Annotated in this window: 26 protein-coding genes; 15 read left to right on the forward strand and 11 right to left on the reverse strand. The window is 62.1% G+C overall.

Annotated elements, in window-relative coordinates:
- Positions 1 to 37 precede the first annotated feature (37 nt).
- The 5 genes from C1720_RS11200 to C1720_RS11215 are packed head-to-tail and all read right to left on the reverse strand — an operon-like array spanning position 38 to position 4,406.
- Positions 38 to 229 (reverse strand): hypothetical protein, encoded by a 192-nt coding sequence (locus tag C1720_RS11200; protein WP_102284256.1) that lies wholly within the window; start codon positions 227 to 229, stop codon positions 38 to 40.
- Positions 226 to 1,161, reverse strand: coding sequence for a sulfate ABC transporter permease subunit CysW (gene cysW / locus C1720_RS11205; RefSeq protein ID WP_102284257.1), 936 nt, complete (start codon positions 1,159 to 1,161; stop codon positions 226 to 228). Before cysW ends, C1720_RS11200 begins: the two co-directional genes overlap by 4 nt.
- Positions 1,158 to 1,994, reverse strand: coding sequence for a sulfate ABC transporter permease subunit CysT (gene cysT, locus C1720_RS11210; protein ID WP_050714290.1), 837 nt, complete (start codon positions 1,992 to 1,994; stop codon positions 1,158 to 1,160). The genes cysW and cysT overlap by 4 nt, the downstream gene beginning before the upstream one ends.
- Positions 1,995 to 2,022: 28 nt before the next feature.
- Entirely contained in the window at positions 2,023 to 3,387 is a 1,365-nt protein-coding gene (locus tag C1720_RS13265; protein WP_158241715.1) for a S1 family peptidase, read from the reverse strand.
- A gap of 20 nt (positions 3,388 to 3,407) precedes the next feature.
- Positions 3,408 to 4,406 (reverse strand): sulfate ABC transporter substrate-binding protein, encoded by a 999-nt coding sequence (locus C1720_RS11215; protein WP_050714289.1) that lies wholly within the window; start codon positions 4,404 to 4,406, stop codon positions 3,408 to 3,410.
- Positions 4,407 to 4,820: 414 nt separating this feature from the next.
- Here C1720_RS11215 and pbpC point away from each other — a divergent pair, with 414 nt between their 5' ends.
- On the forward strand, positions 4,821 to 7,118 hold the full coding sequence (gene pbpC, locus C1720_RS11220; RefSeq protein WP_102284258.1) for a penicillin-binding protein 1C: 2,298 nt from the start codon (positions 4,821 to 4,823) through the stop codon (positions 7,116 to 7,118).
- A 37-nt stretch (positions 7,119 to 7,155) separates the two neighbouring features.
- Here pbpC and C1720_RS13270 read toward each other — a convergent pair whose 3' ends face one another.
- Entirely contained in the window at positions 7,156 to 7,341 is a 186-nt protein-coding gene (locus C1720_RS13270) for a hypothetical protein (RefSeq protein ID WP_146007006.1), read from the reverse strand.
- On the opposite strand from C1720_RS13270, the gene grpE reads away from it, so the two are divergent.
- From grpE to dnaJ, 3 genes are all read left to right on the forward strand, one after another.
- Positions 7,340 to 7,897, forward strand: a complete 558-nt coding sequence (grpE, locus tag C1720_RS11225) for a nucleotide exchange factor GrpE (protein WP_082202734.1) — start codon at positions 7,340 to 7,342, stop codon at positions 7,895 to 7,897. The genes C1720_RS13270 and grpE overlap by 2 nt on opposite strands.
- Positions 7,898 to 8,058: 161 nt before the next feature.
- The gene (dnaK, locus tag C1720_RS11230) at positions 8,059 to 9,993 is read left to right on the forward strand and encodes a molecular chaperone DnaK (RefSeq protein ID WP_050714281.1); all 1,935 of its coding nucleotides are present in this window, start codon (positions 8,059 to 8,061) and stop codon (positions 9,991 to 9,993) included.
- 327 nt (positions 9,994 to 10,320) lie between these two features.
- Positions 10,321 to 11,469, forward strand: a complete 1,149-nt coding sequence (gene dnaJ, locus C1720_RS11235) for a molecular chaperone DnaJ (protein ID WP_102284259.1) — start codon at positions 10,321 to 10,323, stop codon at positions 11,467 to 11,469.
- Between the two features lie 251 nt (positions 11,470 to 11,720).
- Here dnaJ and C1720_RS11240 read toward each other — a convergent pair whose 3' ends face one another.
- From C1720_RS11240 to cobM, 3 genes are read right to left on the reverse strand one after another with little or no spacing between them, the layout of a single operon-like run.
- Positions 11,721 to 12,407, reverse strand: coding sequence for a precorrin-8X methylmutase (locus tag C1720_RS11240; protein WP_102284260.1), 687 nt, complete (start codon positions 12,405 to 12,407; stop codon positions 11,721 to 11,723).
- On the reverse strand, positions 12,404 to 13,372 hold the full coding sequence (locus tag C1720_RS11245; RefSeq protein WP_102284261.1) for a sirohydrochlorin chelatase: 969 nt from the start codon (positions 13,370 to 13,372) through the stop codon (positions 12,404 to 12,406). Before C1720_RS11245 ends, C1720_RS11240 begins: the two co-directional genes overlap by 4 nt.
- Positions 13,369 to 14,175, reverse strand: coding sequence for a precorrin-4 C(11)-methyltransferase (cobM, locus tag C1720_RS11250; RefSeq protein ID WP_102284262.1), 807 nt, complete (start codon positions 14,173 to 14,175; stop codon positions 13,369 to 13,371). The genes C1720_RS11245 and cobM overlap by 4 nt, the downstream gene beginning before the upstream one ends.
- 288 nt (positions 14,176 to 14,463) lie before the next feature.
- Between cobM and miaA the strand changes: the two genes are divergently transcribed.
- The 3 genes from miaA to C1720_RS11265 all read left to right on the forward strand — a co-directional run bounded on the left by miaA (position 14,464) and on the right by C1720_RS11265 (position 19,304).
- Complete coding sequence (gene miaA / locus C1720_RS11255; protein ID WP_102284263.1) at positions 14,464 to 15,471, forward strand: tRNA (adenosine(37)-N6)-dimethylallyltransferase MiaA; 1,008 nt, start codon at positions 14,464 to 14,466, stop codon at positions 15,469 to 15,471.
- A 170-nt stretch (positions 15,472 to 15,641) separates the two neighbouring features.
- On the forward strand, positions 15,642 to 17,294 hold the full coding sequence (pyrG, locus tag C1720_RS11260; RefSeq protein ID WP_050714275.1) for a CTP synthase: 1,653 nt from the start codon (positions 15,642 to 15,644) through the stop codon (positions 17,292 to 17,294).
- A gap of 729 nt (positions 17,295 to 18,023) precedes the next feature.
- Complete coding sequence (locus C1720_RS11265; RefSeq protein ID WP_102284648.1) at positions 18,024 to 19,304, forward strand: lytic murein transglycosylase; 1,281 nt, start codon at positions 18,024 to 18,026, stop codon at positions 19,302 to 19,304.
- Between the two features lie 109 nt (positions 19,305 to 19,413).
- On the opposite strand, the gene C1720_RS11270 is transcribed toward C1720_RS11265, so the two are convergent.
- Together C1720_RS11270 and C1720_RS11275 are read right to left on the reverse strand one after the other, a co-directional pair.
- Positions 19,414 to 20,256, reverse strand: coding sequence for an ABC transporter permease (locus C1720_RS11270; protein WP_102284264.1), 843 nt, complete (start codon positions 20,254 to 20,256; stop codon positions 19,414 to 19,416).
- Positions 20,253 to 21,233, reverse strand: coding sequence for an ABC transporter permease (locus C1720_RS11275; protein WP_102284265.1), 981 nt, complete (start codon positions 21,231 to 21,233; stop codon positions 20,253 to 20,255). Before C1720_RS11275 ends, C1720_RS11270 begins: the two co-directional genes overlap by 4 nt.
- Before the next feature lie 119 nt (positions 21,234 to 21,352).
- Between C1720_RS11275 and C1720_RS11280 the strand changes: the two genes are divergently transcribed.
- From C1720_RS11280 to C1720_RS11300, 8 genes are all read left to right on the forward strand, one after another.
- Entirely contained in the window at positions 21,353 to 21,607 is a 255-nt protein-coding gene (locus tag C1720_RS11280) for a YfhL family 4Fe-4S dicluster ferredoxin (RefSeq protein WP_050714271.1), read from the forward strand.
- 465 nt (positions 21,608 to 22,072) lie between these two features.
- A complete protein-coding gene (locus C1720_RS13275) occupies positions 22,073 to 22,267 on the forward strand; it encodes a hypothetical protein (RefSeq protein ID WP_146007007.1) in 195 nt (64 codons plus the stop codon).
- Positions 22,252 to 22,500, forward strand: coding sequence for a hypothetical protein (locus C1720_RS11285; RefSeq protein ID WP_158241716.1), 249 nt, complete (start codon positions 22,252 to 22,254; stop codon positions 22,498 to 22,500). The genes C1720_RS13275 and C1720_RS11285 overlap by 16 nt, the downstream gene beginning before the upstream one ends.
- Positions 22,466 to 23,215, forward strand: a complete 750-nt coding sequence (locus C1720_RS11290) for an RHS repeat domain-containing protein (protein ID WP_102284267.1) — start codon at positions 22,466 to 22,468, stop codon at positions 23,213 to 23,215. The genes C1720_RS11285 and C1720_RS11290 overlap by 35 nt, the downstream gene beginning before the upstream one ends.
- Positions 23,216 to 23,217: 2 nt before the next feature.
- Positions 23,218 to 23,655: a hypothetical protein gene (locus C1720_RS13280; protein WP_146007008.1), complete on the forward strand. Its 438-nt coding sequence runs from the start codon at positions 23,218 to 23,220 to the stop codon at positions 23,653 to 23,655.
- Positions 23,639 to 23,839 (forward strand): hypothetical protein, encoded by a 201-nt coding sequence (locus tag C1720_RS13840; protein ID WP_158241717.1) that lies wholly within the window; start codon positions 23,639 to 23,641, stop codon positions 23,837 to 23,839. Before C1720_RS13280 ends, C1720_RS13840 begins: the two co-directional genes overlap by 17 nt.
- Positions 23,840 to 23,920: 81 nt before the next feature.
- Positions 23,921 to 25,300 (forward strand): RHS repeat domain-containing protein, encoded by a 1,380-nt coding sequence (locus C1720_RS11295; protein WP_102284268.1) that lies wholly within the window; start codon positions 23,921 to 23,923, stop codon positions 25,298 to 25,300.
- Positions 25,297 to 25,863: a hypothetical protein gene (locus C1720_RS11300; RefSeq protein WP_102284269.1), complete on the forward strand. Its 567-nt coding sequence runs from the start codon at positions 25,297 to 25,299 to the stop codon at positions 25,861 to 25,863. Before C1720_RS11295 ends, C1720_RS11300 begins: the two co-directional genes overlap by 4 nt.
- The last annotated feature ends 108 nt before the right edge of the window (positions 25,864 to 25,971 follow it).

Here is a 25,971-nt window from a genome sequence, read left to right on the forward strand (position 1 = left end):
AGCATGATCTCAAGATAGGTCTGCGGCAAAGGCCGTTTCAGGCCCCTTCAATTTGCTCCTGTTTCTGAAGCCCTGCGCGCGCCTGCCATGCGCCAAGCAGCCCATACGCCGCGCCCGCCAGCAGCAGCGCGGCGGCCCAGCCGGGGGGCAGGTATTTGCCGGCGGCGATGGCGGCCAGGCACAGGGCGCTGGCGGCCGATGCGTGAACGAGGGCGCGGCGGCAGGTCATGGCGCAGTCCTTTCAGCGGGCGGGGCGGCAAGAGGGGCGGGTTCGGGCAGGGCGGCGGCGTCTTGCAGCTCCTTGGCGTGGCGCCACTCCACCAGGGTTTTGAGCGCGAGCGTGACCAGCGCCAGCAGCGCCAGCAGGCTGGCCACGGCAAAGGCGGCCTGGCCCTGGTATTCGTTGTAGAGCACTTCCACGTGCAGAGGCATGGTGTTGGTCTGCCCCCGGATGTGGCCGCTGACGACCGAGACGGCGCCGAATTCGCCCATTGCCCGCGCGTTGCACAGGATCACGCCATACAGCAGGCCCCAGCGGATGTTGGGCAGCGTCACGTGCCAGAAGGTCTGCCAGCCGCTGGCGCCCAGCACCTGCGCGGCCTGCTCCTCGTCGCTGCCTTGCGCCTGCATGAGCGGAATCAGCTCGCGCGCAATGAAGGGAAAGGTGACGAACACCGTCGCCAGCAAGATGCCCGGCACGGCGAAGATGACCTTGATGTCATGCGCGGCCAGCCACGGCCCCAGCCAGCCTTGTGCGCCAAACACCAGCACGTAGCACAGCCCCGCCACCACGGGCGAGACGGAAAAAGGCAAGTCGATCAGCGTGATGAGAAACGGCTTGCCCCGGAACTCGAAGCGCGCCACGCACCAGGCCGCCGCCACGCCAAACACCAGGTTCAGCGGCACGGCAATGGCTGCCGTCAGCAGCGTCAGCCGCACGGCGGCCAGCGCGTCAGGCTGGCGCAGCGCCTCCACATAAGCCTGCCAGCCCGCGCCCAGCGCCTCGGCAAACACGGCCGCCAGCGGCAGCGCCAGAAACAGCGCCATGAAGCCAAGCGCCAGCGCCGTGAGCAGCCAGCGCACGGGCGCGCTTTCGGTGGTGCGCACGCGCTTGGGAACGGCGGGCGCGGCGGATGCAGATGGTTTCACGGACGCGCTCATGCGGCCTCTCCCTTGCGCCGGCGGCCCCAGGCTTGCAGCGCGTTGATGGCCAGCAGCATGGCAAAGGAAATCAGCAGCATCACCGTGGCCACGGCGGCGGCGCCCGCCGTGTCGTACTGCTCCAGCTTGCCGATGATGATGAGCGGCGCGATTTCGGAAACCATCGGCATGTTGCCCGCGATGAAGATGACCGAGCCGTATTCGCCCACCGCGCGCGCAAACGCCAGCGCAAAGCCCGTCACCAGCGCAGGCGCGATGGCCGGAAAGATGACGTGGCGAAACGTCTGCCAGCGCGTCGCGCCCAGGCAGGCGGCGGCCTCTTCCAGCTCTTTTTCCGCCTCTTGCAGCACCGGCTGCACCGTGCGCACCACAAAGGGCAGCCCGATGAAGATGAGCGCCACCACGATGCCCGCCGGCTTGAACGCCAGCTCCAGCCCCAGCGGCTCCAGCCAGCGCCCCACCCAGCCATTGCCCGCCAGCACCGCCGCCAGCGCAATGCCCGCCACCGCCGTGGGCAGCGCAAAGGGCAAATCCACCAGCGCATCGGCCAGCTTGCGCCCCGGAAATTCATAGCGCACCAGCACCCAGGCCAGCAGCAGGCCCGCCGCCACGTTCACCAGCGCCGCCGCCAGCGAAGCGCCAAACGTCAGCCTGAATGCCGCCAGCACGCGCGGCGCGGACACCGTGGCCCAGAAATCGCCCCAGCTCATTGAAAGCGAATAAGCCAGCAGCGCGCCCAGCGGCATCAGCACCACCAGGCCCAGATAAAGCAGCGTGTAGCCCAGCGTCAGGCCGAAGCCAGGCAGCACGCGAACCGTTTTACGGGGCCGCATAAATATACCTATATATTAAGTAATTATATTAGTAAATGCTTGCTAATTCTACTTTATACTCTTCAAGTATAAAATTAATTGGAACAAATGCAGTAATAGGAGCAGGTACGCTACCGAAAGATCCAGTGAATGCACATATATCTGTACTGGCTACAACAATACCTACTGCTAAATTTCCACCTCTTTCCGTGTTTCCTGTTACTACTGGGCCGCCAGAATCTCCAGGCTTACTACACACAGATAAAGACGAAAGATTTCTTATTTGCCTTCCATTGTAAAAATATGTCGCATTGATAGTAGTAGTTTTTCCACATTTCCACCCACTGACTGCACCGGCAGCACAGTATTGCTCATGAACTGAAGGATTTTTGCTTCCAACTATTAATCCCTCTCTTCTGATTTCACTTCTCCAGTATACAGGTGATCCAGAATAAGTTGGACTAATAATGTATACATATTTACCAGGAGTACTATGCTTAAAATTATCGTTCCCAATAATTCCATAATCTGTCCTATCGCCAGACATGAAAACTGTATTTGAAATGGCTCCATAAAAATCTCCACCGAACCAACCAAACTTCTGTGTGTCCATTTTGTCCCCTGCCTGGCCGCAATGCCCAGCTATGATAGTGAATGGAAAAATTCCGCCAACCACATTAAACCCAGCCGTACAAGTGATACCTCTATAGGATAAGCCAGCTTGAGTTGTATTTCTTAAAGGCATTCCTGCCCAGAGATCTGGCGATGCAGTCGCACTCATTGGGCTAGAAACTTTAAAATAAAATAGGATTTTACTAAGCTCGCCATCACCTTGAATGATATTTCTAATAGATTCTATTGCTTGCGGCTCCGTAAATATAATAAATTTTTGTTGTATGGTGTCATATCCTACCCCCACTAAACCTCTGATGCCAGAATCCCAAATTTTATTGGCGATCCTTGAGTTCATAGCACTTATTTCCTTCTTATTATAGAGAGAGGATTCAAAAATAACACCAGAAAATCTCTCTTCAATATTTTTCTTTTCTTTCTCATTTAGTCCCTTGATCCATATATGCAAGACTGGTTCGCCAATCTGTGCATCATCAACATCTCCGCCAGAAAATCTTAATGGAAACTCATTTTCTATTTCTGTTGCCAGTTCACTCAAGCGGCGAGCCCTCCTCATGTGTTTCAATGCATCTGCATCTGGTATATCATCACCTTGCAATTTTTTTCCATTCATTTTATATCTTTTAGCCTCAATTTCAGGCACACTCTCAGCCAGTGATTTTTTATACTCTTTTAAATAAGGTGGAATAAAGTTCTCATCATTAGTTTCAAGATTGTCTTGAGCATTCACATGGCCAATCAAAGAAATTAATAAAACCAATACGAATGACTTAACTCTCATATTCATCTCCCAAGTAAGAATTACCTGCCGGCAGGCTGGTAGAGCTTGTCGAACTGGCCGCCGTCGTTGAAATGCACTTTCTGCGCTTCACCCAGCGAGCCGAAATACTCTTTCACCGTGAAGAGCTTCAGGTTTTTGAAGGTGTCGGCGTGCTTTTTCAGAATGTCCGCGTTGCGCGGGCGCAAGCCGTGTTTGGCGGCAATTTCCTGGCCTTCGTCGGAATACAGGTAATCCAGATACGCCTTGGCTTGTGCGGCGGTGCCTTTTTTCTTCACCGTGCGTTCGACCACGGCCACGGGGTTTTCCGTGACGATGCTGGCCCAGGGATAGACCACTTCCACGCGGCCCTTGCCGAATTCGCGCTCTACCGACACCACTTCGGACTCGAAGGTGATGAGCACATCGCCCACGTTGCGTTGCAAAAACATGCCCGTGGCGTCGCGTCCGCCGCGCGCCAGCGCGGGCACGTTTTTGTAGAGCCGCGCCACAAAATCGGCGGCCTTGGCGTCGTCGCCGCCCTTGGCGCGCGCCTGGCCCCAGGCGGCCAGATAGGCCATGCGGCCATTGCCGCCCGTTTTGGGATTGACGACAACCACTTTCACGTCGGGGCGCGTCAGATCGTCCCAGTCCTTGATGTTTTTCGGGTTGCCCTTGCGCACCAGAAACAGCATGGTCGAGGTGTTGGGCGCGGCTTCGTGCGGGAACTGCTTTTGCCAGTCGGCGGCTACGGCGCCTTTGGCGGCGAGAAAGTCCACATCGGTGGTTGTGTTCATCGTCACCACATCGGCCTCCAGCCCGTCGGCCACGGCGCGCGCCTGCGTGCTGGAGCCGGCGTGCGACTGATCGACGCGGATGTCCTGCCCCGTGCTTTGCTTGTAGTGCCTGATGAAGGCGGCGTTGTAGTCGCGGTAGAACTCGCGCGTGACGTCGTAAGAGGCGTTGAGCAGCGTGGTTTCGGCATGGGCCGCGCCAGCGGCGGCCAAAACGAGGGCGGAGGCAATGAGCTTGAGCTTTTTCATGGGGGGCCTTTGAAAACGTGAAACAGGCGCTGGGCGCCCGAGGCCCGCAAGTGTCACAACGAAGCCTTCAAACTCAAACGAATTTTTTATTGTTTTTTTATAGGGCGGCGCATCTATGGCCGCCGCCGGCCAAGCCGCTTCCGGTTGGTTTTTGCCTTGCTCCTGTGCCTTGCCCCTGAAGCCTCGCCAGAACGAAGCGCCGGTTCGCTGCCTGAAACCCGGCCCATGGCCCGCCCCGATTGGCCGCGCCTGCCCAGCCACATCAGAAACAGGAGCAAATTCAAGGGCCTTGAATGCCGCCTTGCGCAATATCCACTAGGACCTCATGCTATGGATAGAGTAGCTAAAAATGCCGCGCTTTCAACCCTGCGGCCAGCGCGCTGTGAATGTGCCGCGCCGCCACAATCGCGCTCCATGTTCCGCCCTTCGCTCCGATGCCTTCTGCCTTCTTTTCTGCCCGCCTTCTGGTCCGCTGCCTGGCTGGCGGCCCTGCTGGCCGCCGCCCCGGCCCATTCCAGCAGCGCGCCAACATTCGCGCAGGTCAAGGCGGATTTCCGTTCTTCCGAAACCTGGCTGCTGGATCGCAGCGGCCAGCCGCTGCACCGCCTGCGCACCGATGACAGCGCGCGCCGGGGCGCGTGGGTGGCGCTGGCCGATGTGTCGCCCGCGTTGCGCCAGGCGCTGGTGCTCTCGGAAGACAAGCGCTTTTACGAACACAGCGGGGTGGATTGGCGGGCCGTGGGCGCGGCCGCCTGGGGCAATTTGTGGAACGAGAAAACGCGCGGCGCCAGCACGCTGACCATGCAGCTGGCCGGTCTGCTCGATGATGACTTGCGCCAGGGCGGCAGCGGCCGCAGCCTGCGCCAAAAGCTGGGGCAGGCCGTGATGGCGCGGCGGCTGGAGGGCGGCTGGCGCAAGGACGAAATCCTGGAGGCGTATCTGAACCTCGTGCCCTTCCGGGGCGAGCTGGTGGGGCTGGACGCGCTGGCGCGCACGCTGTTTGGCAAAGCCCCCCACGGCCTGAACGACGCCGAAGCCGCGCTGGCCGCCGCGCTGGTGCGCGCCCCCAACGCCAGCGCCGCCCGCGTGGCGCAGCGCGCCTGCGGCGTGCTCTCGCTCATGCGGGCCGGGCAGTCCGCCGAAGAAAAACGGCAGGGCTGCATCACGCTGGAGCTGCTGGCCGCTGGCGCCCTGCCCCGCCGCGTCTGGCCCGCCAGCGAAGGACCAGCCCCCCACCTGGCCCGCCGCCTGATTGCCGAAGCCGCCCGCGCCGCGCCCGATGGCCTGCCCCCGCCCGCCGTGCCCAGCACGCTGGACGGCCCCACCCAGCGCCTGGCCCTGCAAACCCTGCGCCAGCACCTGCGCGAGCTGCAAGGCCGCAACGTGCAAGACGGCGCCGTGCTGGTGCTGGACAACGCCACGGGCGAAGCGCTGGCCTGGGTCGGCTCCAGCGGCAGCGATCTGAGCCAGGCCGCAGAGGTGGACGGCGTGACCGCCCTGCGCCAGCCCGGCAGCGCGCTCAAGCCTTTTCTCTACGCGCAGGCCATTGCCCAGCGGCGCATCACGGCGGCCACGCTGCTTGACGACTCCCCCGCGCGGCTGCAAACCGGCGGCGGGCTTTACATCCCGCACAACCATGACCGGCGCTACCACGGCTGGGTCTCGGCGCGTGTGGCGCTGGCCTCATCGCTCAACATCCCGGCCGTGCGCGTGCTCGGCATGGTCTCGCCTGAAGCCTTTCACCGCCAGCTGCACGATCTGGGCATGCGCCTGCCCGAAACCAGCGGCTACTACGGCCTGAGCCTGGCGCTGGGCAGCGCCGAAGTCACGCTGCTGCAACTGGCCAACGCCTACCGCGCGCTGGCCAATGGCGGGCGGCTGTGCCCCGTGCGCTTGCACCGCGCCAGCGCAGCGGAAAAAACCGCGCCCTGCCCCGCCGCGCTGGATGCAGGCGCCGCCTTCATCGTGGGCGACATCCTCTCCGACCGCAACGCGCGCGCCCTCACCTTCGGCATGGACTCCGTGCTGGGCACGCGCTTTTGGAGCGCCGCCAAAACCGGCACCAGCAAAGACATGCGCGACAACTGGGCCGTGGGCTACACCCCGCGCCACACCGTCGCCGTGTGGGTCGGCAACGCCAGCGGCCAGCCCATGCACGACGTCAGCGGCGCCAGCGGCGCGGCCCCCGTCTGGGCCGCCCTCATGCGCCACCTGCACCAGCTGGCCCCATCGCCCGCGCCCGCCGCGCCCGAAGGGCTGGAGCGCGTGAGCGTGCGCTTTGACAACCCGCCGGACGGCGAGCCGCCCCGCGCCGAATGGTTTCTGCCCGGCACCGCACAAGCCCTTTTCGCAAGAGATTCGGCGCAAAGCGCACAAGACGCACCGCAGGCCGACGCCGCCAGCGCCCCCAAGCCCCGCATCACCAGCCCCGTCAGTGGCTCCATCATCGCGCTGGACCCCGACATCCCCCCCGCCAACCAGCGCCTGCGCCTGACCGCCGCCGTGCCCGCCGGCGCCGCCGCCCGCGCCCTGCGCTGGCAAGCCGCAGGCCGCACCATCGGCCACGGCCCCAGCGCCGCCTGGCTGCCCCTGCCAGGCCGCCACACCATCCGCCTGCTCGACCGCCACGGCCAAGTGCTTGACGAAACGCATATCGAAGTGCGCGGCGCGGCCTTGCGCGCTGGTATGCAGCCGCCTTCAGGGCGGCCATGAGAAGAAGCCGCGCAACAAATATGAATCTGATGCGAATCTATTTGCGCGGCAAATGGCGGATATTGGTGCGGCAAAGCGCCTGATGCCGCTTTTTTCGCGTCTGCGTGATATTGCGTGTCAAACCCCAGGCGGCTCCGGCAACCGCCCGCCGCGCTTGAAAAGCCTGCGCCCAGCCCAACATGCCGGGCGGATGTTCCCTTCCTTCATTTCCGAAAAGAACCATGAATCAGAACCCTGAAAACGGCCTGCCGCGCGAAATGCTGCCTGAAGAGCTGGAAGCCGCGCAGGCGGCCAATGAGGCTGATGCGCTGGCGCAGCTGGAAAACCTGCAAGCCGAGCTGGCGGCCTTGCAGGCCAAAAACGCCGAGCTGGCTGACCAGGCCCTGCGCGCGCAAGCCGAGGCGCAAAACGCCCGCCGCCGGGCCGAAGAAGAAATTGCCAAAGGCCGCAAGTTCGCCATTGAAGGCTTTGCTGCAAGCCTGCTGCCCGTGCTGGACAGCCTGGAGGCGGCGCTGGCTGTGGAAAACGCCAGCAGCGAGCAGCTGCGCGAAGGCACCGAGGCCACGCTGCGCCAGCTTTTGAGCGCGCTGGAGCGCAACAAGGTGCTGCCCGTGGCGCCGGAGCCGGGCAGCGCCTTCAATCCGGAGCAGCAGCAGGCCATCAGCATGGTGCCCTCCGATCTGCCCGCCAATACCGTGGCGGGCCTGCTGCAAAAAGGCTACGTGATCGCTGACCGCGTTTTGCGCCCCGCACTGGTGACAGTGGCCGCGCCCCAATAGAGGCCAGGCGGGATTAACGGCCAGAGCGGAAGCATCCGTAAAAACGCGGCCTTGCGCGAAATGGGCTGCACAGGCCGGACGGCCCCTTGAATTCGCCGCCCTCATCCGCAACTGGGCCGCATCCAGACATTTTCCGAAAGACATTCACAGGAGAAACCAACATGGGAAAAATCATTGGCATCGACTTGGGCACGACCAATTCCTGCGTTTCCGTCATGGAAGGCAGCTCGCCCAAGGTGATTGAAAACGCCGAAGGCGCGCGCACCACGCCTTCCATCGTGGCCTACAAGGACGATGGCGAAATCCTCGTGGGCACGACGGCCAAGCGCCAGGCCGTGACCAACCCGAAAAACACCATTTACGCCGTCAAGCGCCTGATTGGCCGCAAGTTCGACGAAAAAGAGGTGCAAAAAGACATTCACCTGATGCCCTACCAGATCGTCAAGGCCGACAACGGCGATGCCTGGGTGGAAGTGCGCGGCCAAAAACTCGCGCCGCAGCAAATCAGCGCCGAAATCCTGCGCAAGATGAAAAAGACGGCGGAGGACTACCTGGGCGAGCCGGTGACGGAAGCCGTCATCACCGTGCCCGCCTACTTCAACGACAGCCAGCGCCAAGCCACCAAGGACGCAGGCCGCATCGCCGGGCTGGAAGTCAAGCGCATCATCAACGAGCCGACGGCGGCAGCGCTGGCCTTTGGCCTGGACAAGCAGGAAAAGGGCGACCGCCGCATTGCCGTGTATGACCTGGGCGGCGGCACCTTCGACATCTCCATCATCGAAATCGCTGATGTCGATGGCGAAAAGCAGTTTGAAGTGCTCTCCACCAACGGCGACACCTTCCTGGGCGGCGAAGACTTCGACCAGCGCATCATCGACTACATCATTGGCGAATTCAAGAAAGAGCAAGGCGTCGATCTCAAAAGCGACGTGCTGGCCCTTCAGCGCCTGAAAGAAGCCGCCGAAAAAGCCAAGATCGAACTCTCCAGCAGCCAGTCCACCGACATCAACCTGCCCTACATCACGGCAGACGCCAGCGGCCCCAAGCACCTGAACGTCAAGCTCACGCGCGCCAAGCTCGAAGCCCTGGTGGAAGACCTGATCGAGCGCTCCATCGAACCCTGCCGCATCGCCATCAAGGACGCTGGCATCTCCGTGGGCGAAATCAACGACGTCATCCTCGTGGGCGGCCAAACGCGCATGCCCAAAGTGCAAGACAAGGTGAAAGAGTTCTTCGGCAAAGAGCCGCGCAAGGACGTCAACCCCGATGAAGCCGTGGCCGTGGGCGCCGCCATTCAGGGCCAGGTGCTCTCCGGCGGCCGCAAAGACGTGCTGCTGCTTGACGTCACGCCCCTTTCCCTGGGCATTGAAACCCTGGGCGGCGTGATGACCAAGATGATCACCAAGAACACCACCATCCCGACCAAGCACGCGCAGACCTTCTCCACGGCCGACGACAACCAGCCCGCCGTGACCATCAAGGTCTTCCAGGGCGAGCGCGAGATGGCCAGCGGCAACAAGCTGCTGGGCGAATTCAACCTGGAAGGCATTCCGCCCGCGCCGCGCGGCCTGCCGCAAATTGAAGTCACCTTCGACATTGACGCCAACGGCATCCTGCACGTGAGCGCGAAAGACAAAGGCACCGGCAAGGAAAACACCATCACCATCAAGGCCAACTCGGGCCTGTCGGAAGCCGAAATCCAGCAAATGGTCAAAGACGCCGAACTCAACGCCGCCGAAGACAAGAAAAAGCTGGAAATCGTGCAATCGCGCAACCAGGGCGACGCCGCCTTGCACACCGTGCGCAAGAGCCTGGCTGAGCACGGCGACAAGCTCGAGGCGGCCGAGAAAGAAAAAATCGAAGCCGCCGCCAAAGAGCTGGAAGAAGCCCTCAAGGGCGACGACAAGGCCGCCATCGACAGCAAGACCGAAGCCCTGATGGCCGCTGGTCAGAAGCTGGGCGAGAAGATGTACGCCGACGCCCAGGCCGCTGCGGCTGCCGCAAACGCGGCGGGCGCAGCCCCCGGCGGCGCATCGTCCGCCCCGGCTGATGACAACGTGGTGGATGCCGAAGTCAAAGAGGTCAAAAAAGACTGACCCGGCCAGATGACTGACGGCCCGCGGGCGCTTGCGTACATTGAAACGCGCCCGCAGCAAAGCCTCGATCGCGCCCGCGTCCATCGAGGCTTTTGCTTTGTAAGAACCTGTTCAGAGTCTGGCCGTGAGGAGGCGAAAACGCGAATCGGGATGGGCTGCAAACCGCAGACGGGCTTCGTGGCCCGCGAGGATTTGCAGCGCCGCAGAGCGCTTCAAGGCCGCATTTTTCGCACCCGCAGGCAAAAACCTTGAACCGATTCCAAGACTGCCGCCGCTTTCCCGCCGCCGCTTTCCTTTCCCCCTGCCAATGAAATCGAGGTCCTGTTCATGGCGACCAAACGCGACTACTACGAAATCCTGGGCGTGCCCCGCAACGCCAGCGAAGATGAAATCAAGAAGGCTTACCGCAGGCTCTCTTCCAAATACCACCCGGACCGCCACCAGGGCGACGAAGCCAAAGCTGCCGCCGAAGCCAAGTTCAAGGAAGGCAAAGAGGCCTACGAAATCCTGTCTGATGCGCAAAAACGCGCCGCCTACGACCAGTACGGCCACGCGGGCGTGGACCCGAACATGCGCGGCGGCCCCGAAGGCTTTGGCGGCGACTTCGCCGAAGCCTTTGGCGGCATCTTTGGCGACATCTTCGGCGCGGCCGGCATGGCTGGCGGCGCGCGGCGCAGCGGGCGGCAAATCTACCGTGGCGCCGACCTGAACTACGCCATCGAAATCACCCTGGAAGAAGCCGCTGCCGGCAAAGACGAATCCATCCGCGTGCCCAGCTGGGACGAATGCCACACCTGCGGCGGCAGCGGCGCGCGCCCCGGCACCAGCGCCAAAACCTGTCCGCACTGCCACGGCCAGGGCGTCATGCAAATGCGCCAGGGCTTTTTCAGCGTGCAGCAAACCTGCCCGCACTGCCGGGGCAGCGGCAAGCTGATCGAAGACCCCTGCTCCACCTGCCACGGCCAGGGCAAGGTCAAAACGCACAAGACGCTGGAAATCAAGATTCCCGCCGGCATCGACGACGGCATGCGCCTGCGCTCCACCGGCAACGGCGAACCCGGCGTGAACGGCGGCCCGCCCGGCGACCTCTACATTGAAGTGCGCGTGAAAAAGCACGACATCTTCGAGCGCGACGGCGACGACCTGCACTGCATCGTGCCCATCAGCTTCCCCACGGCGGCCATCGGCGGCGAAACCGAAGTGCCCACGCTCGAAGGCAAGGCCGTCATCACCATCCCCGAAGGCACGCAAAACGGCAAGCAGTTCCGCCTGCGCGGCAAAGGCGTCAAGGGCCTGAACTCCAGCATCAAGGGCGACCTGTACTGCCACGTGCGCGTGGAAACCCCCGTCAAGCTCACCGAGCAGCAGCGCAAGCTCTTCCGCGAACTGCAAGCCTCCCTCCAGCAAGGCGGCAACAAACACTCCCCCGGCGAAGAAAGCTGGACCGACCGGCTCAAGAACTTCTTCGGCGCCTGAACCAAAGGCGCCCGAAAGGGCCACAGAACCTGCTCAAGCCCTGTTTCCGGAAAAAAGAGAGCGGCAAAAGGACGAGAGCAGCGAACAGCAAATAGCCGCGCCAGCCAGGCTGCGCGGTTTTTTGCTCTTCTATTCATAGCGAGATGTCCTAGTGGGATCTGCGCAGAACGGCATTTAAGCCCCCTTGAATTTGCTCCTGTTTCTGATGTCTTCTGGCGGACTGCGGGCGGCTTCAGGAGTGCTTCGAGGAATCAGGCCGCCGCCTTCTGCCGCGCTTCGGCCAGGGCCAGCAGGGCGTGGATGGCGCCGACCACGAGGCTGGAGCCGCCTTTGCGGCCACGGATGATGATCCAGGGCGTTTCGCTGACTTGCGCCAGCAAGTCTTTGGACTCGGCGGCCGAAACAAAGCCGACGGGCATGCCAATGACCAGGGCCGGGCGCGCGCCGTCTTCGCGAATCATGCGCACGATTTCGATGAGGGCCGTGGGGGCGTTGCCAATGGCGAGGATGGCCCCGTCGATCAGGCCCAGGCGCTGCGCCTTGCGCATGGCCTGCACGGCGCGGGTGGTGTCTTCGCGGCGGGCGGCTTCGATCACGTCGTCGTCGTTGATGAATTCGTGCGTGCGCAGGCCGAAGTGCTCCAGCCGGGGGCGCGAAAGGCCCGTGCAAATCATGCCGACATCGGCCACGATGGGCGCGCCGCCGCGCAAGATGGCTTGCAGGCCCGCTTCGGTGGCGCGGGGGTGGAATTCGGTCAGGCCGTTGAATTCAAAGTCGGCATTGGCGTGAATCATGCGGCGCACGATGGGCCACTGATCGGCGGTGTAGGCGTGCGGGCCGGCTTCGGCGTCAATGATGGCGAAGCTGCCGTGCTCGATGCTTTGCCCGGCGCGGGTGAGCTGCTCGGTCACGGTGTTGGCTGAAGTGGCGGTGGTCATGCGTCAGGTCCTTGCGGGTGGTCAGGGGCATTGCCATCGTGAGGGTGATGGCCGTGGTGATGGCCGTGGCGGCCGTTGCTTTCATGCGGGTGTTCGTGTGAATGTTCGTGCGGGTGCTCGTGCGCATGGCCGTGCGCCAGTGCGGGGCGCGGGGCGCTGCCGTCGTGGGGCAGGCAGGGGCGGCCTTCGCGCAAGTCGCTGGCGTAGCGCTCCAGCAGGCTGAAAATTTCAGGCTCCAGGCCAAAGTGCGGCGTGCAGGCAAAGCGTATTTGCGGGTACTGGGCGCGCAGGTGCTGAACCTGGCGCTGAATGCGCTGCATGAGCACGCCCGTGAACAGGTAATAGGGCAGCACCACGATTTGCCCCATGCCCAGGCGGGCCTGGCGCTGCGCCACGCGCTCCAGCCTGGGCCAGGTCACGCCGGTAAAGGCCAGATCAACCAGCTCGTGCCCCGGCTCGCTTTCGTAGAGCCAGCGCGCCATGCGCGCCATGTCGCCATTGGCGTGCATGTCGGAAGAGCCGCGCCCCAGCAGAATGATGCCGGTGGTGGCGGGGTCAGGCATGTCCAGCGTGAGCATGGCCTGCGCCAGCCGCCGCTGCAAAACCTGAAGCACGGGCTGGCAGGCCGACAGGTGCGGGGCGGTCAGGAAAAGCGTGTCCGGGCACTGGCGGCGCGCCTGGGCCACGGCTTCGGGAATGTCGCCTCGCACATGCCCGGCGGCATTGAGGATGAGCGGCAGCACGATCACGCGCGCGGCCTGCCGCCCCGCTTCGAGCAGGGCCGCGTCCAGTGCGGGGCGGCCAAATTCGATGAAGCCGCACTCAATGCGCCAATCGGGGTGGCGCAGCCGCCACTGGGCGACGAAATCGCGCACTTCCTGGTTGCCCGCCTCTTCGCGCGAGCCGTGGCCGACCACGAGGATGAGATCGCCATGCGTGTGAGAAAAAGAAGATGCAGCCGTCATGCGCTGGCCTTTCTGAAACGGTGGGTGAAAGCGGGGTCATACAGGCGCGAATGCGCCAGATCGGGCCAGTGCAGCGCGCCCAGCGTGGGGCTGGCCACGATCATGGCTTGCGAGACGATGCCCGCCTGGCGGCAGCGCTCCTTGATATCGGCCAGCGTGCCGCGCACGATGCGCTCTTGCTGCGCCCAGCTGGCCTTGTGCACCACCAGCATGGGCGCGTCTTCCGCCCAGCCGGCCTGCCGCAAGGCGGCCTGCACCTTGTGCAGCAAGGTGATGGACAAAAAAATGCACAGCGTGCAGCGATGCGCGGCCAGCGCCGCCAGGTCTTCGCCTTCCGGCATGGGCGTGCGGCCCGCCACGCGGGTGAGCACCACGGTCTGCGTGACTTCGGGCAGCGTCAGCGACTCGCCCGCCGCCGCCATGGCCGCCATGGCCGACGACACGCCGGGCACCACTGCCCACTCGATGCCCGCCGCGCTCAAAGGCCGGGCCATTTCAATCAGCGCGCCATACAGCGCCGGATCGCCCGTTTGCAGCCGCACCACGGTGGCGTGGCGGCGCGCCTGCTGGGTCAGCCAATCGGTCATCTCTTGCAAGGCCATGCGGCTGGAATCGCGCACCTCGCAGCCCGCCGGGGCAAAGCGCGTCACGGCCTCGTTCACCAGCGAACCGGCAAACAGCACCGCGCCCGCTTGCGCCAGCAGGCGCTGGCCTTTGAGGGTGATGAGTTCCGGATCGCCCGGCCCAGCGCCGACGAACCAGACTTTGCCGCGCGCGCCAGGCGCAGCCGGGGGGATGTGCATTCAAAAAACTCCGTCAGAAACCAATGGCGGACGGCAGAAGGCCAGCGCTCCTCCATGCCCGCAAACAGCGGCGGATGCTACCTGCTGCCCAGGCTCAGAGAAGGCAAGACAAACAAACTGCAAGCTTTCTCGCGGCTGATGTTGCTCGGATCACTTTCCTTTCTGATTCCATGAGCTTCTCATTTCCCGGAAGAGACTTTGAGCAGGTTCTGATGAAAGGGACGCGGGCAGCTATGATTTTGATAGCCGCTTTGCTTCCATCGCCTTTCCATCCGTCTTTCCTCTGCTATGCCCGCTGCCTGCACCCTGCCTCTGATCGCCCTGGCCGGCCCCACGGCCAGCGGCAAGACGGGCGTGGCCGTGGCGCTGGCGCACTGGCTGGCCGCGCGCGGGCAGGCGGCGGAAATCATCAGCGTAGATTCGGCGCTGGTGTATCGCGGCATGGATATTGGCACCGCCAAGCCCACGCTGGCCGAGCGCGGCGGCGTGCCGCACCACTTGCTGGACGTGCGCGATCCGCTGCACGCCTACAGCGCGGCCGACTTCACGCGCGATGCCACGGCGCTGATGGCCGACATCCGCGCACGCGGCGCGCTGCCGTTGCTGGCTGGCGGCACCATGCTTTATTTCAAGGCGCTGGCCGAAGGGCTGCACCACATGCCTGCTGCGCAGCAAGACATTCGCCGCCAGATTGAGGCCGAGGCCGCCGAACGCGGCTGGCCCGCGTTGCACGCCGAACTGGCGCGGGTGGATGCGGCTACGGCAGCCCGCCTGGCCCCGGCAGACAGCCAGCGCATCCAGCGTGCGCTGGAGGTGTGGCGCGCCACGGGGCGGCCCCTATCCAGCTTTCACGCCCAGGCGCGCCGCGCGCCTGAGCCTGATGATGGCGGGCCGACAGACGCGCTGGGCTACAGCCAGGAGCGCCTGTTTTCGCTGGAGCCAGCCGATCGCGCCTGGCTGCACGCGCGCATTGCCGCGCGGTTTGAGGCCATGCTGCAAAACGGCTTTGTGGACGAAGTGCGGGCGCTGCGCCAAAGAGGCGATTTGCATGCCGGTTTGCCCGCCATGCGCTGCGTGGGCTACCGCCAGGCCTGGCAGGCGCTGGAAGACAACTGGCCGCTGGCCGAACTGCGCGAAAAAGGCATTGCCGCCACGCGCCAGCTCGCCAAGCGGCAGCTGACCTGGCTGCGCGGCATGCCCCGCCGCCAGGCGATTGCCACGGGCGCGGGCCAGACGCCGCAGCAGCTGGCGCAGGCCATCGCGGCGGCCTGGGCGCGGCGGGCGCGGGGCGGGTAGCGCGCCAGCGGCAAGGCCAGCAGGCCGCTTGCTGGCAGATCAATCGTCAGCCAATGGGGCTGCGGCTCGTCTGGCGGCAAAGGCTGGGCGGGCATTGCGCAAAAGGGCGCTTCCTATAATTTCAATTTCCACCCCGGCGAAGGCCCGCCGCCTTCGCATCTCACCCCGACATGACCAAATTCGTCTTCGTCACCGGCGGCGTGGTGTCGTCCCTGGGCAAGGGCATCGCCGCCGCCTCGCTGGCCGCCATTCTTGAATCGCGCGGCCTCAAAGTCACCCTCATCAAGCTCGATCCCTACATCAACGTCGATCCGGGCACCATGAGTCCCTTCCAGCACGGCGAAGTGTTCGTCACCGACGACGGTGCCGAAACCGACCTGGACCTGGGCCACTACGAACGCTTCATCGAAACGCGCATGAAGCAGGCCAACAACTTCACCACGGGCCGCATCTACCAAAGCGTGCTCGAAAAAGAGCGCCGGGGCGACTACCTGGGCAAAACCGTGCAGGTCATCCCGCACGTGACCAACGAAATCCAGGAGTTCATCAAGCGCGGCGCGGGCATCGGCACGCCTGACGCCGTGCAAGTGGCCATCTGCGAAATCGGCGGCACCGTGGGCGACATCGAATCGCTGCCTTTTCTGGAAGCCGTGCGCCAGCTCAGCCTCAAGCTCGGCCCCAACAACAGCGCCTTCGTGCACCTGAGCTACCTGCCGTGGATCGCCGCCGCAGGCGAGCTGAAAACCAAGCCCACGCAGCACACCGTGCAAAAACTGCGCGAAATCGGCATCCAGCCCGACGCCCTGCTCTGCCGCGCCGACCGCGCCATTCCGCAGGACGAAAAAGAAAAAATCTCGCTCTTTACCAACGTGCCGCTCTGGGGCGTGATCTCCATGCCCGATGTGGACACCATCTACAAAGTGCCCCGCCTGCTGCACGAGCAGGGCCTGGACGGCCTGATCTGCGACAAGCTGCGCCTGAACACCCGCCCCGCCAACTTGCAGCGCTGGGACAGCCTGGTTCACAAAATCAACCACCCAAAAGGCAGCGTGCGCATCGCCATGGTGGGCAAATACGTCGATCTCTCCGACAGCTACAAATCGGTGAACGAGGCGCTGCGCCACGCCGGCCTGGTCAATGGCGTGCAGGTGCAAATCAGCTACATCGACTCCGAAACCCTCACCGCCCAAACCGTGGCCGAGCGCCTGGCCGGGTTTGACGGCGTGCTCGTGCCCGGCGGCTTCGGTTCGCGCGGCGTGGAAGGCAAGATTTGCGCCGCCCGCTACGCGCGCGAAAGCAAAACGCCCTACCTGGGCATTTGCCTGGGCATGCAAGTGGCCACCATCGAATACGCCCGCCACAAAGCCGGACTGAAAAACGCCAACAGCACCGAATTTGACGCGCACACGCCCGAACCCGTCATCGCCCTCATCGACGAATGGGAAGACGCCGACGGCAGCATCCAAAAACGCGACGCGCAGTCTGACCTGGGCGGCACCATGCGCCTGGGCGCGCAAACCTCTGACGTGCAGCCCGGCACCCTCGCCCACCAGATTTACGGCGACACCGTCACCGAACGCCACCGCCACCGCTACGAGGCCAACACCAAATACCTGGACAAGCTGCGCGAAGCGGGCCTGGTCATCTCCGCCCTCACCCAGCGCGAGCACCTCACCGAAATCATCGAGCTGCCCCAAAGCGAGCACCCCTGGTTCATCGGCGTGCAGTTCCACCCCGAATTCAAAAGCACCCCCTGGGCCGGTCATCCGCTCTTCAACGCTTTCATCCGCGCCGCCATGCAACGGCACGGCCAGACGGCCTGAGAGCCTTGTTCGAAGAAGCCCGTTCCTAGACACGAAAAGCGCGAACCTGGGCGGCCTGCGGCCTTGCAAACGCCTTGATAGGCAGCAAAAGCGCCATAAAGGCCCGTCTGCGGTTTGCGTCTTGCTATGCCCGCATTCCTCTGCGCATCCACGATCAAGAGCAGCCTTTGAAGCGCCGCGCTCCAATCTCCTGCGGGCCGCGCCAGCTGATTTTTTAAAGCCTGCTCAAGCGGCTAAGGCCTTTTGCAGTGACTTCAAACCAGATTTGGATGCTCTTGCGTGCGCCTATCAACAAGAGGTAGATGCGCTCAAGCCATTCACAGCTGATATCGCTTGGGTCCTTTTTCTTTCTTGTCTTCTGAGCTTTTTATTTCTCGGGGGAACCTTTGAATAGGCCCTGGGGGAAGGAAATTTCACACAGATTTGACTATTAATTAGCTCTCGAATTAATAGCATGATGTCCTAGTAAAACCGGCGCAACAGCCATTTTTCACCTTCTGGATTTGCTCCTCTTTTTTAATCAGCAGGGCTACTGCCGCAGTCAGCGCCTGTCTACAGACTGGCCGCGCGTTTGGCTGCATTTGTCATGTTTAGCCGCGCTGGGTGTTTGATATCCGTTTGGCATGCAACGCCAAGGCCGGGCCTGAAAAAGCGGCTCAAAGCAGGTTTTGCGCGCCGGGCTGGCCGCAAGCGCTGGCGCGGCCTGCCCGGGCTGCTACCATTTTTTGCATGAAAAACAGCCCTTTGTCCGCCTTCCTGGCCCGTTCGCTCGTCTCTTGCCTGGCTCTTTCATCCGCCCTGCTGGCCATCCCGGCCAGCGCCGCGCCTGATGAAGAAGCGCCGCCTGAATTGAGCGAAGCCGAATTCCAGCGCTGCCTGCGTCAGTTGCAGGCCGCGCCTGCCTTCAAGGGCATCAGCGCGCAGACTTTCGAGCGCTACGCCCTTTCCCTCACGCCCGATGCCACGGTGCTGCCGCTGCTCAAGCGCCAGCCCGAATTCACCCTGCCGCCTTGGGACTACATCGCCATGCTGGTGGATGCCGAGCGTCTGGCTGATGGCCGCGCCGCCGCCGGGCGCTGGCAGGCCGAGCTGGCGCAAATCGCCAGCCAAAGCGGCGTGCCCGCGCCCGTCATCCTGGGCGTGTGGGGCGTGGAGAGCAACTTCGGCCAAAACCTGGGCGGGCGGCCCCTGCTGCGCTCGCTGGGCACGCTTTCATGCTTTGGGCGGCGGCAGGAGTACTTTCGCAGCGAATTCGCCGCCGCCCTGCGCATCGTGCAGGAAGGGCACATCGCCGCCGACCGGCTGAATGGCTCCTGGGCGGGCGCCTTCGGCCACACGCAGTTCATGCCCAGCACCTTCTTGCGCAGCGCGGTGGACTTTGACGGCGACGGCCGGCGCGATCTCATGGACAGCGTGCCCGACGCTCTCGCTTCCACCGCGCGCTTTCTGAAAAACGCGGGCTGGCGCAGCGGCCAGCCCTGGGGCTACGAGGTGCGTCTGCCCCCCGGCTACGACGCCAGCCGCTACAGCCGCAAAACGCAGCGCTCCACAGCCGAATGGGCGCAAGACGGCCTGACCCTGCCCGACGGCAGCCCCCTGCCTTTCACGCTGGCGAAGGCCGGGTTGATTCAGCCCGCGCGCAAGCAAGGCGGCGGCCCGGCCTTTCTCGTCGGCGGCAATTTCAACGCGCTCTACAGCTACAACGCCAGCGAGAACTACGCCCTGTCCATCGCCCGCCTGGCCGATCTGTTAGCCCAGCCGCAAACGCCTGCTGATGACGCCCTGGCCAGCTTCGCCACCCCTTGGCCCACGGACGACCCGGGCCTGACGCGCGCGCAAAACCGCGAGCTGCAAACCCTGCTGCTGGCGCGCGGCCACGCCATTGGCAGCGCCGATGGCCGCATCGGCCCGCAAACGCGCGAGGCCATCCGCGCCGAGCAGGCCCGCCTGGGCCAGCCCGTCACGGGGCGGGCGGGGCAAAAGCTCCTGCGCGCGCTGCAAGCGCCGTAATCACAGCCTGGCCGTGAGGGCGGCGAATCGGGATGGGCGGCCAGGCGCAGATGACCAACCGCCCGAGTCCAGCGCTGTTCGCGCCCACGGGCGGATTGCAGACAAGCGCTCATGCTGGCCGGGTTTGGCAGCGGGGGTCGAGCGCGTCGCGCAAGCCGTCGCCCAGCAGGTTCAGGCCCAGCACGGTCAGCGCAATGGCCAGGCCGGGCCAGACGGCCAGCAGCGGCGCGTCGAACATGAGCGATTGCGCTTCGGCCAGCATGCGGCCCCAGCTGGGCTGCGGCGGCTGCACGCCCAGGCCCAGGTAAGACAGGGCCGCTTCAGCCAACACGGCGGTGGCAAAGCGCGAAGTGGCCTGCACCGTCAGCGGCGCGGCAATGTTGGGCAGCACGTGCCGCCAGGTGATGGCCCACGGCCCCAGCCCCAGGGCGCGGGCGGCGCGCGTGTATTCGCGCGCCCAGGCCTGGCTGGCGGCGGCGTGGGTCACGCGGGCAAAGGCCGGTATGCCGTAAATGCCCACGGCCAGCACCACCACGCCCAGCCCCGGCCCCCGGATGGCGGCCAGCATGATGGCCGTGAGAATGGCCGGAAAGGCAAAGGCAAAGTCGGCCACGCGCATGATGGCCTGCTCCACCCAGCCGCGCAGGGCCGCCGCCAGCAGCCCCAGCGCCGCGCCCGCCGCCAGCCCCAGCGCCACGGCCAGCGCAGCGGCGGCCAAAGAAGCGCGCGCGCCCGCCAGCAGCAGCGCGGCCACGTCGCGCCCGTAGGCATCGGTGCCCAGCCAGTGCGCCGCACTGGGCAGCAGCAGCTTGTGGTTCATGTCCACCGCGTCAATGGGCCAGGGCAGCCACACCAGCGACAGCAGGGCCGCCAGCAGCGCCAGCAAAGTCAGCGCGCCGCCTGCCAGCAGCGTGGGCGGCAAGGCGTGCAAAGAAAAAGACAAGCGCTTCATGGCGCGCGCAGCCTTTGCGCGTGGGTCAGGCGCGGGTCAATCAGGGCGTGCAACGCATCCACCGCCAGGTTGATCAGCGCCACCATGCACGCCAGCAGCATCACGCAATTGCGCACCACGGCCAAATCGCGATTGGCAATGCCCTGAAACACCAGCCGCCCCAGGCCCGGCAGGTAAAACACGTTTTCCACCACCACGGCGCCCGCCAGCAGCTCGGCAAACTGCATGGCCGCCACCGTGACCACGGGCACCAGCGCGTTGCGCAGCGCATGCCGCATGAGCACGGCATGCCGCCCCAGCCCCTTGGCGCGGGCCGTGCGCACGTAGTCTTCACGCAGCGTCTCCAGCAGTGACGAGCGCACAAAGCGCGCCAGCACCGCCGCCTGCACCGCCGCCAGCGCCAGCGCGGGCAGCAACAGCGCGCGCAGCCCCGCCAGCAGGCCGCTGAACCAGCCTTCGTCAAAAAACCAGCCCTCAAAGCCCCCGGCGGCAAACCATTGCAGCCGCACGGCAAACAGCAGCACCAGCAGCATGCCCAGCCAAAAGCCGGGCACGGCCATGCCTGCTTGCGAAAGCGTCATCAGCGCCCAATCGCTCCAGCGCCCGTGGCGCGCCGCCGCCCACAGCCCCGCGCCCAGCGCCAGCGCGCAAGCCAGCAGCATGGCCATCAGCGCCAGCGGAGCCGTCACTTGCAGCCGCTCGGCCACCAGCTCGGCCACGGGCGTGCCATAGGCATAAGACAGCCCCATGTCGCCGCGCAGCAGCCCGCCCATCCACTGCAAATAGCGGGCGGGCGCGGGCGCATCCAGCCCCAGCTCGGACGCCTTGGCGGCCACGGCGGCCGGATCGGCATCCGGCCCCATCAGCACCTGGGCGGCATTGCCCGGCAACACCTCCAGCACGGCAAACACCACCACACTGGCCGCCAGCAGCGTAGCCAGCGTGACCAGCAAGCGCTTGATGAGATAGAAAGTCATGCCGCGAAAAACATGTGGGAAGGCATTTGCACAGAGAACCTGCGCAAAGGGCGGGGATTATCGGCATCCGGATAATCCGCAGCGCTTACCCCCAACCCTTCAAAGCAAACGCGCGCGCCATGGCCCTCCTCATCACGGACGAATGCATCAACTGCGACGTATGCCAGCCCGAATGCCCCAACGGCGCCATCACGCCCGGCGCGCAAATCTACGAAATCGACCCCCACAAATGCACCGAATGCGTGGGCCACTTTGACGAACCGCAATGCCGCCAGGTCTGCCCCGTGGACTGCATCCCGCTGGACCCCAACCATGTGGAAGACCAGGCCACGCTCTGGGCCAAATACAGGCGGCTGATGCTGGCCAAGGCTTGAGCGGAAAACAGGCTTTCAAACCAGGGGTTTGTTTCGCTCTGCTATTCATAGCATGATGTCCTAGTGAAACGTGCGCGAAAGCCGTTTTGAGCCCCTTCAAATTTGCTCCTGACTTTGATGCGGCAACGCCTCATCCCGCCACAGCCAGCCTCTGCCCGTCACGAACGCCCAACCGAAGCCTCTCATGCCCAATCAGGACTACACGGAAAGCACGCAGGACCTGGCCGTCAAGACAGCGGGAGGGCGCGCAGTCATCAACCGCACCTGGAGCTGGGGCCGGTGGTACCTAAACGACGCATGGGCAGACCTGAGCCTGAGAAGCGCGCCCTGCATGAGCGCCTCACCCGGGCAAGCTGTGCCCATCATCGCCATCGGGCGGGCTGACCGCATCTACAAGAGAGTCACGGCCGCGACGCTGGCGGCAGCGCAAGCGCAGAAGGAAGCGGCAGCAGCGCCATTGCACCCATGTCCGGCCCGTGCGCCCATGCCTCGGCGCTCAACCGCCCAAGCCTGATCGCCCGGGTGCACAGCCTCACTGACGAAGCGGGGTGCAAAATCGAATACGAAGTCGGCTACGAACGCATCCGTCGCGAATGCCGCATTGCCGTCAGCCTGCCCGGCGGCGCGCAGCAACATACGACGCCTTGGCTCGTCTCATAAAAACCACCGACGCATTAGGCTGTGTCACCCGGCAAAGCTGGGACGCACATGGGCGCCTGCTCAGCGTCACCGATGCGCTGTGCCATCGCCACACCTATGAATACGACAAGGCGGGCCGCCTCATCAAGGAAACCCGCCCCTTGGGCGGCGCCAACACCTACGCCTACGACAAAGCCGGGGGGCTCACTCAGAGAGTAGATGCAGGCGGCAACACCCGCTACTACGCCCTTTGAGCGCAACCCGGGCGTAGAAACACAAGAGAGCTACACGACGCAAGGGCACACGCAAAAGGAAAGCAACGCGCTCGAGAGCAAAGAATACGAATACAACGCAGCCGAAAGGCTGATCCGGTATGCCAGCACAGAGCAAGGCCAAAGCGAGCCGCAAATCGAAGTCAGCTACCGGCATGACCCTTCTGGGCGAAGGATTGCCAAGACCGTCAGGCAAGGGCAAAACAGCAGAACCACCTACTACATCTACAGCGAACAGGGCCTGATGGCCGAAGCCGATGAGAAGGGGCAAATGACCAAGGCCTATGGATTCAACCCCACAACCATGCAGCTGGGCCTATGGAGCACTGATCCCATCTGGCAAGCTGAAACGCCAAATGGCAGCCTGACGGACCCAAAGGCGCGTTATGACTGGCTGCACACGGACCATTTGGGAACGCCCATATTGGCGACGACAAAAGAAGGGCAAACCAGTTGGAAGGCCATTGCAGAGAGCTTTGGCTCAACGCAAATCATTGAGCAGGACATAGAAGTGAACCTGAGATTCCCAGGGCAGTACTTTGATGCGGAAACAGGCACGTATTACAACTTTCACAGGGATTACAGGCCGAATGCGGGGCGGTATTTGCAGGGGGATCCGATTGGGGTGAGAGGAGGAGATAATAATTTTCTTATGCAAATGGTTCCCCATATCTATTTATTGATCCTAAAGGGTTAAGTGTGACTTGGAGTGGTTCAATAACTGGTTTGGGGGCAACTTTCGGTATGGGAGGCTATCTAGGGCGTTTTAGCCTTGAATCCGAGTGCAAATGCAATAAAAAATATACTATAAAAGGTTTTATCTCTCTTGTCACATTCGGGGCCGGGGCAAAATATTTACCTGATTTGGGTGGTTCATTTGGTGGAGTGTCATTAGTAGATCGATGGGCTAATTGTCCAGATCCTAGTGCTGCAACTGGAGGAGCAGTAAATACCGGTGTTAATATTATTTTGGGCGCAGGAGGATCGTTCCTTACTACATGGGGATTGGGGCGTCTTAGAAGTATCAATTATATCGATGGCCCAAGCTTTGGATTGGATGTCAGCATAACTTTTGGTATGGGGGCAAGTGCTGTGACATCAGTAAAGGAGGAAAAATGCAGTGAATGTGAAAGCTAATTTTATTTACAGATTGAAGTTTTCGGTGGTTATTGGGGCTTGTATTATGCTTGGTGTTAATATATTGGATATATTTGTTGATGCTGATTTGATAGGGTGGTGGATGGAAAGGCCAGGGCTTCAATTATTTTTGCAGATTGTTTTGTTTCTGATTGCTCCTCGATTTAGAAAAATATTGGAATAACCCGGTATTTAATGAGTAATCAATCTATAAGGTGCGCATTGTTCTATTTGCTGCTATCGTCATGACGAAGCGGGCAACATCGTGCAAATCCAAAGCGAGCTAGGGCAAACCGGCTATGGCTACGACCCGCTGAACCGCCTGAGCAAGGCCGATCCAGACCAGGCGCTACAAACCCTGGGCCTGCCCCAGGAGGCCTACAGCTACGATGCCGCAGGCAACCGCCTGAGCAGCGCCCACCAGGCCGGAGCGTGGACCTACAACGAAGCCAACCAGCTGCTGCAATACCCCCGGGCGCTCGACGAAAACGCCCCCGCGCAGCAAAGCCAAACCGAACAAGTCAGCGCCAGCTACAACGCACAAGGCCACCTCATCAAGGAAACCGGCACAGACTGGGAAAGAAACTGGCGCTACAACGCAGCAGGAAGACTCAGCGAAATCAAGGACAGCGCAGATGGCCTCACCGTCCAAAACCGCTACGACCCCTTTGGGCGAAGAATTGCCAAGACTGTCACGCAAGGCGCAACAAGCCGCACCACCTACTACATCAACGGCGAAAGCGCCCTAATGGCCGAAGCCGATGAAGAAGGGCGGATCACCAGAGCGTACGGATTCAACCCCCATACGCAGCAAGCCAGAACCAACGAGGAGGACGAAGACGCACAAGAAGGCAGCCTGTGGAGCACCGACCCCATCTGGCAGGCGGACTTGAACGGCAAAACCAGCCTGAAAGAAGCCAGCTACCACTACCTGGTCACGGATCACCTGGGAACGCCCGTATTGGCGCTGAACAAGGCGGGCGAGACGACGTGGAAAGCCAGATATGAAGCCTTTGGCAAGGCGCGGATAGACAATGCTTCGACGGCGCAAATCAACCTAAGACTGCCGGGGCAGTACTTTGATGCGGAAACGGGGCTGCACCAGAATTGGAACCGGGACTATGCGCCGGGCATTGGCAGGTATATACAGGCGGATCCGTTGGGCTGGCGGGGGGAGAATCGTTATGTTTATGTGAATGGAAATCCACTGCTGAAAATTGATTCGGAGGGGCTGCAAGCTATAGCAGTGCCGATGCCCGGTCCGGCTATTCCTCCCGCTGCTTTGATTATTGGCGCTTGTATAGCCAATCCAGCATGTGTCGCTAGATTGGCAGGATTGGCTGGTTATGGCATTGTGACGGCCATTTATCCATATATTGAGTTGCCATTGGGTAATTTTATAGATCAATGTACTACGCTACCAGTTTGTGATCCGCCTGTAGGAACCGTTTGTTTTATGATCGATATTGTGCTGCCTTCAAAGCCGCATTATCCGATAGAAGGGAGTTATTGTCATATTTTCATCATGAATCAGGCGCCTAATAGCAATTGTTTTTGGAATAAATTACGAGCATCTAGTACCGCTCCGCCAGGCACAATACTGTATTTTTTAAGCGCCCAAGGCGATAAAGGAGAGCAAAAATGAAGTTCGATCATATTATCATCGCCTTTAGTACCAACAAGAGGCCGCCATCATTCAAAGATATCAATAATAAGAACAGTGATTTTGTCTTCTCCGCGCTGGCGAAGGACAAGATATATAGTGCAGATACTGCCTTATGGGGAATAAGCGGGGAAGGAACTTTTGCGCCATCCGCACAACACGTACAAAAATGCCTAAAAGAGTGGCAAGAGAATGATCATCTATTCTTGATGGCTCTTATCGAGCATAAAGACGTAAAAAAAGGCCTCTTTTCTCCCGTCGTGTCTATTGAGAATGTTTTCAAGGCAGAAGATATTGATAAGGCTGTTTTTATTGGCTATGATGTTATTGATATATGGACGGGAATAAGCGTCTTGTGTAATGCCGGATTTGGATTCAATGATCTGGAATTGATAAATAATTCAGGCATAACCTGTAATTCGCATGGCCTTTTGAACAATATGGAAGATTCTGCGAAATTCTTGAAAGTGGCGTCAGAGCTTGTCCCTGAACATATGCCATGCGTGATATCAGAGATATACATCTACCCCAATAGCGCCATTTGAATTGATTGAATGTGATGAAAAATGAAATAATATCTTTTGTTGTCTCCAGCAACCCTATAGAAGCCAAGCGTCAAAAATAGCATTTGGCTTGTTGCAGGAAGCTGTTTC

It is taken from the genome of Ottowia massiliensis, assembly GCF_900240305.1.
Classification (GTDB): Bacteria; Pseudomonadota; Gammaproteobacteria; order Burkholderiales; family Burkholderiaceae_C; genus Ottowia; species Ottowia massiliensis.